This window comes from Saccharomonospora iraqiensis subsp. iraqiensis (assembly GCF_000430445.1).
Classification (GTDB): Bacteria; Actinomycetota; Actinomycetes; order Mycobacteriales; family Pseudonocardiaceae; genus Saccharomonospora; species Saccharomonospora iraqiensis.
This window is the reverse complement of sequence record NZ_KE387105.1, coordinates 12998-18147: the sequence shown is the minus strand read 5'-3', so window position 1 is coordinate 18147 and position 5150 is coordinate 12998. Positions and strand designations below refer to the sequence as shown.

Below are 5150 nucleotides of genomic sequence, written 5' to 3'. Positions count from 1 at the left end.
CCGCCCGCGCCGCAGGCCGACAGCACCAGGGCGGCCGTCGCCGCCACCGCGGTCAGCGCCGCACCGCGCCGCCGCATTCGCTCGTTCATCTGGTTCCTCCTTGTTCGTTCCCCCGACGACGGTTCCGCACCGACTGCCACAGCCGGCGGATGAGGCCCATCGCCCCGGAGGGGGCGACGAGGATGACCACCACGAGCACCACGCCGTAGACCAGCGGGGCGAGTTCGGCCGCCCGCACGTCGCTCAGTCCGGCCCCGGTGCCCAGGTCGGTCACCGCGGGCGGCAGGAACACCAGCAGCGCGCTGCCGAGCAACGCGCCGGTCAGGCTGCCGAGTCCCCCCACCACCACCGCGGTCAGCAGCGACAGCGAGAGCACGATCGTGAAGCCGCTCGGCGCGGCCAGGCGCACCACCATCGCCAGCACCGAGCCGGCCAGTCCCGCGCACGCGGCGCTCACCACGAAGGCGAGGACCCGGGTGTGTCCGAGCCGGACACCGGAGAGCTCGGCGGCCACCTCGTCGTCCCGGACCGCGCGCCAGACCCGCCCGAAGCGGCTCGCGACGAGGTTGGCGAGCAGCACCATCACCAGCAGCAGCGTCCCCCAGCCGAGGTAGGCCAGGTACTCCTGGTTCCCGATCCCGCTGCCGGTGACGAAGAACATCGCGTCGTCGAACCACTGCGGTGCCGTCGGCGAGGCCACGCGCAGGCCCTGTTCCCCGCCGAGCAGGCTGTCGAAGTAGACGGCCAGCCCCGGGGCGCCCACGGCGAGGGCCAGCGTCGCACCCGCCAGGTACGGGCCGTGCAGCCGGGCCGCGGCCGCGCCCACCAGGACACCCACGAGCGCCGTGACCGCGGCCGAGACCAGCAGGGCGAGGCCGAACGGCACCCCGTCGCCGTCCAGCAGCAGCGCGGTCGTGTACGCGCCGACCGCCATCAGCGCGCCGTGACCGAGGGAGATCTGCCCGTTCAGGCCGGTGAGCACGGTCAGTCCGACCGCGGCGATCCCGTAGTAGGACAGCGTGGCCAGCTGGGAGTGCCGGAACGGCTCCGTACTCTCCAGCACCAGGACGACGAGGACGAGCGCGGCCGCCCCGCCGAGCAGGTTCCGGCCACCGACGGACGAGGGGACGAGGCGGCGCGCGGCCGCCGACAACGCGGTCATCAGACCTTCCTTTCGGCGGCGTGGCTGAACAGTCCCTGCGGGCGCACCAGCAGCACCGCGATGAGAATGGCCAGTGCCGCCAGCGTCACGAGTTCGCTACCGAGGTAGCCGGACACATAGGACAGTGCGAGGCCGATCAGCAGCCCCCCGACCACGGAACCTCCCGGACTGTCCAGCCCGCCGAGGACCGCGGCGACGAACCCGAACACGATGATCGGCTCCATGTAGGCGGGGTGGACCAGGCTCCCGCCGGCGATCAGCAGACCGGCCAGCGACCCGACCACGGCGGCGAACGCCCAGCCGAGCGTGAGCATCCGCCCGACGCGCACCCCCAGCAGCCGGGACACTTCCTGGCTGAACGCGGAGGCCCGCATCTTCAGCCCGAGGTCGGTGAACCGGAACAGGCCCACCAGCGCGAGCATCACCACCAGCACCGAGCCGATGACGAACACGCTGAACGGGGTGAACGCGACGGTGAAGCCGTTCAGGTCGAACCCGCGCAACGCGAACGGCGCCGGGAACGACTCGTAGGTCGAGCCGAACAGCACGGCGGCCAGCGCCTGCAGCGCGATGAACAACCCCAGCGTCACGATCACCGCGTTGAGCTCGGGGCCGCCCTCCACCGGACGGATGACCACCCGTTCCACCGTTGCGCCGAGCAGCAGGCCACCCACCAGGGCTGCGGCGAAGCCGACCCAGTAGGGCTGCCCGTTCTCGATCAGCATCAGGGCGAGGTAGGTGGTGAACATGCCCATCGCGCCCTGGGCGAAGTTGATGACCCGGGTGGACCGCCAGATCAGCACCAGCGCCAGCGCGAACGCCGCGTAGATCGCGCCCTGGCTGATCCCGTTGAGCGTGAGGTTCACGAACTGTTGCATCGGGGCAGAAATCCTCCGGAAACGGCCCGGCTAGAAGCCGAGGTAGGCGTGGCGGAGGTCCTCGTCCGCCGCGAGCGTGGCCGCGTCGTCGGACGCGACGACCCGGCCGAGGTTGAGCACGAAGCCGGTGTCGGCGATGGACAGCGCACTGCGCGCGTTCTGTTCGACCAGCAGCACGGTCAGCCCCTCGCGGTCGACGAGATCGCGGATGATGCCGAAGATCTGGGCGACCACCCGCGGCGCCAGCCCCAGGGACGGCTCGTCGAGCAGCAGCACCTCCGGTTCGGACAGCAGCGCCCTGCCGAGCACCAGCATCTGCCGCTCCCCGCCGGACAGCGAGCTCGCCGGCATCCGCCGCCGTTCGGCCAGCGCGGGGAACAGGTCGTAGACGGTGTCCAGCCGGGCGCGGCGGTCGGCGGCCCCGCGCCGGGAGGCGCCCAGCAGCTCGCCGAGGCGCAGGTTCTCCTCCACCCCGAGTTCGGTGATCACGCCACGTCCCTCCGGCACGTGCGCGACCCCGGCCCGGGCGATGTCCTCGGCGGCGGCGCCGACCAGCTCCCGCTCCCCCAGCAGGACACCGCCGGACCGGGGACGCACCAGCCCGGAGACGGTCCGCAACAGGGTGGTCTTGCCCGCGCCGTTGGCGCCCAGCACGGCGGTGATCTCGCCGGGACGGGCCCGCAGGCTCACCCGGTCGAGCGCGACGACCGGGCCGTACCGGGTCGTCAGCTCACGGACGTCCAGGGCCCGGGCGCCCCGTCCGGATCCGGTGGTGTCCGCGGTTCCCGCACCCGCCCCGGTGGGGACGTCGGTGGTCTCGCTCACTGGCCGGCCTCCTCGCCGAGATACGCTTCGATGACGGCCGGGTCGTCCCGGACCCGGTCGGGCTCCCCGGCGGCGATGACCCGCCCGAAGTCGAGCACCGTGATCCGGTCACACGCCGACATCACCAGGTCCATGTGGTGGTCGACCAGGATCACGCCCATCCGCCCGGTCAGGCGCCGGACCAGCTCGGCCAGTTCGGTCATGTCGTCGTGGCCGAGCCCCGCGGCCGGTTCGTCGAGCAGCAGCAGCTCCGGTTCGGCGACCAGCGCCCGGGCCAGGGCCACCCGCTTCTGCACCGGGTACGGCAGGCTCCCCGGGTACGCACGGGCGTGTTCGAGCACGCCCACCTCGGCCATGGCCCGCTCGGCGCGCTCGGCCAGCGCCCGTTCGTCCCGCCGCGATCGCGGCAGCGCCAGCAGCGCGGACAGGAATCCGCTCGCGCGGAACCGGTCGGCGCCCACCAGCACGTTCTCGGCCACGGTCAGCCCGCGGAACAGTCCGAGCCCCTGCAGTGTCCGGGCGATGCCGAGCCGGGTGAGCCGGTGCGGCCGCAGATCGCGCAGCCGCCGGCCGTGCCGGCTGAGCGTGCCCTCGTCGGGGCGCACGAAACCGCAACAGACGTTGAACAGCGTGGTCTTGCCCGCGCCGTTGGGGCCGATCACACCGTGCACCTCGTTCGGCAGCGCCTCCAGCGACACCGAGTCGAGCGCGGTGAGTCCCCCGAACCGCACGGTGATCCCGGTGGCCGCGAACAACGGCGCCGCCTCCGGTCCGGCACGGCCGGATCCGGCCTCGGAAGTGTCCGGCAACGTCACCTTGGCGCCTCCCACCTTCGGGTACGACGAACCTCCTCAGCCCCCGCCCTGCGGGAGGCACCCAGCTTCGTGCGACACGCCCAAAATCGGCCATAGGCGGAGTGCCCAAAAAATCCGGGGTCCGCTGGGCTCCGCGCCCGGATCGGCTGGACGGAGCGCAACGCCGCGTGCAATTCTCAGCGCATGAGCACGTCAGCGGAGAGCCCGGCACCCACCGACGTGTCCGGGCCGGCCCGACAGGCCCTGCGCACGCTCAGCCGTGCGCTGCTGGAGAATCTGGAGAGCCTCGCGGACCGGTTGACGCTCAAGGTCCTGCAGTACGAACCCGCGTACGCCCAGCTCGGGATCACCTCCCCGGACGAGCTGCGGGAGAATCTGCGCGGCAACATCGAACGCGGCATCCAGTCGCTCGGCGGCGTGGTGCCCGACGGGGCCGACCCCCAGGACACCTCCCGGCAGACCGGCAGACTGCGCGCCCGCGAGGGGGTCCCGCTGGAGGCGGTGCTGCGGGCCTACCGGCTCGGGGGCCGGGTGATCTGGGAGGGACTGCTGGCGACCTCGCGGGAGCGGTTCGACGGGTACTACGACCACGAGCTGCTGGACGCGGCCGGATACGTCTGGCGGGTGATCGACGCGAGTTCGGCGGCACTGGTGGACGACTACCGGCTGGAGGAGGCGCGGCTGCGCAGCCAGGAGCTGAGCAAACGGCACGCCTTCCTCAACGCGCTGCTGGAGGGCCGCGGCTCCGACCCGGGCCTGGCGCAGGAGGCGGCGACCGCGCTGGGCCTGCCGACGAGCGGCCCGATGCTGTGCGTCGTCGCGCCGGTGGACACCCCGCGCGACGATCCGCTGCGCTCGCCCCGGGACGTGCTGGGCAACCAGGGCATCGTGTCCTCGTGGCACGTGCGTCCGTCGGACATCGTCGGTCTCGTCGCGCTCGGCGACCGGGACCCGGCCACGGCGCTGGACGCACTCGGCCCCGCGGTGTCCGGCCGGGTGGGCGCCTCCCCCGTCATCACCACGCTCGCGCAGGTCGGCGACGCCTACACCCTCGCGCAGACGGCCGCGCGGACGTTGACCTCCCCCGGGGTCGCCTTCCTCGACGACCGCCTGCCGGAGGCCCTGCTCGTGGGCAGCCCCCAGCTGACGACGCGGCTGTCCGAGGTCGCCTTCGGGGACCTGCTCACGCTGCCGCAGCAGGAACGGGACACGATGCTGGCCACGCTGGAGGCGGTGATCGACAGCGGCGGGTCCCCGACGCACGCCGCGCAACGGCTGTACTGCCACCGGAACACGGTGATCTACCGGCTGCAGCGCATCGAGTCGGCGACCGGCCGCAGGGTCTCCGAACCGCGCGACCGTCTGCTGCTCACGCTCGGCCTGCTCGCACGCCGCCGGGGGTGACCCGGCCGGGCGAACGATGGGACCGGCGGGCCGGACGGCGGGATGTCGGTCGCGGCGCGGTGCGGC

At 73.0% G+C, this 5150-nt stretch carries 5 protein-coding genes; 1 reads left to right on the top strand and 4 read right to left on the bottom strand.

The window, feature by feature from the left end; genetic code table 11:
* Window positions 1-85: 85 nt before the first annotated feature.
* From ACTIR_RS0115265 to ACTIR_RS0115250, 4 genes are read right to left on the bottom strand one after another with little or no spacing between them, the layout of a single operon-like run.
* Window positions 86-1162, bottom strand: a complete 1077-nt coding sequence (locus ACTIR_RS0115265; protein ID WP_026454932.1) for a branched-chain amino acid ABC transporter permease — start codon at window positions 1160-1162, stop codon at window positions 86-88.
* Window positions 1162-2040: a branched-chain amino acid ABC transporter permease gene (locus ACTIR_RS0115260; RefSeq protein WP_026454931.1), complete on the bottom strand. Its 879-nt coding sequence runs from the start codon at window positions 2038-2040 to the stop codon at window positions 1162-1164. The genes ACTIR_RS0115265 and ACTIR_RS0115260 overlap by 1 nt, the downstream gene beginning before the upstream one ends.
* Window positions 2041-2070: 30 nt before the next feature.
* Window positions 2071-2865, bottom strand: coding sequence for an ABC transporter ATP-binding protein (locus ACTIR_RS0115255; protein ID WP_026454930.1), 795 nt, complete (start codon window positions 2863-2865; stop codon window positions 2071-2073).
* Window positions 2862-3680 (bottom strand): ABC transporter ATP-binding protein, encoded by an 819-nt coding sequence (locus ACTIR_RS0115250; RefSeq protein WP_026454929.1) that lies wholly within the window; start codon window positions 3678-3680, stop codon window positions 2862-2864. Before ACTIR_RS0115250 ends, ACTIR_RS0115255 begins: the two co-directional genes overlap by 4 nt.
* Before the next feature lie 183 nt (window positions 3681-3863).
* On the opposite strand from ACTIR_RS0115250, the gene ACTIR_RS0115245 reads away from it, so the two are divergent.
* Window positions 3864-5084 (top strand): PucR family transcriptional regulator, encoded by a 1221-nt coding sequence (locus tag ACTIR_RS0115245; RefSeq protein ID WP_026454928.1) that lies wholly within the window; start codon window positions 3864-3866, stop codon window positions 5082-5084.
* The last annotated feature ends 66 nt before the right edge of the window (window positions 5085-5150 follow it).